Source organism: Pseudomonas sp. 10B238, from assembly GCF_000970615.1.
In the GTDB taxonomy this organism is placed as follows: Bacteria; Pseudomonadota; Gammaproteobacteria; order Pseudomonadales; family Pseudomonadaceae; genus Stutzerimonas.
In genome coordinates this window covers 1-444 of record NZ_KQ033986.1, presented here as the reverse complement: position 1 = coordinate 444, position 444 = coordinate 1, and the positions used below count along the sequence as shown (strand labels likewise).

At 60.0% G+C, this 444-nt stretch carries 1 protein-coding gene and 1 pseudogene; both read right to left on the bottom strand.

From position 1 onward, the window contains the following. Window positions 1-209, bottom strand: a pseudogene (locus RT21_RS24265) (HAD hydrolase family protein); the annotation flags it as partial. A 1-nt stretch (window position 210) separates the two neighbouring features. Continuing rightward, window positions 211-444 (bottom strand): HAD family hydrolase (locus RT21_RS24260; protein WP_256203918.1); only part of this gene is annotated, 234 nt, incomplete at both ends.

The following is a 444-nucleotide window of genomic DNA, read 5'->3' as shown; positions in this document are numbered from 1 at the left end:
CAAACAGAAGGTTCTGACGCATATTGCGAACCGTCGCCACCGAAAGCGTGCGCGCGCGCAGTATCCCCATCAGGTCACCTTTAACGAGCGTAACTTGGGCGCTGTTCATGGCGACGTCAGTGCCCGTGCCCATCGCTATGCCGACATCAGCCCTGGCGAGCGCCGGCGCATCATTTATTCCGTCGCCTGCCATGGCGACTACTTTACCTNAGCTCACGAGCCACCGCGCGGGCAGTGGTAAGCCCGTCGCCGGTGGCCATGATGACTTGCACGCCCTCCGCTTGGAGCCGCGCTACAGCTTCCTTGGAAGTCGGTTTGATTGGGTCCGATACGGCCAGCAAGCCGGCAAGTGCCCCATCAACAGCCAGGTACACAATGCTGGTACCGCTCTCGCGCATTTTTTCTGCCTGATATTTCAACGGCTCGACGCTCACACCCGCATCT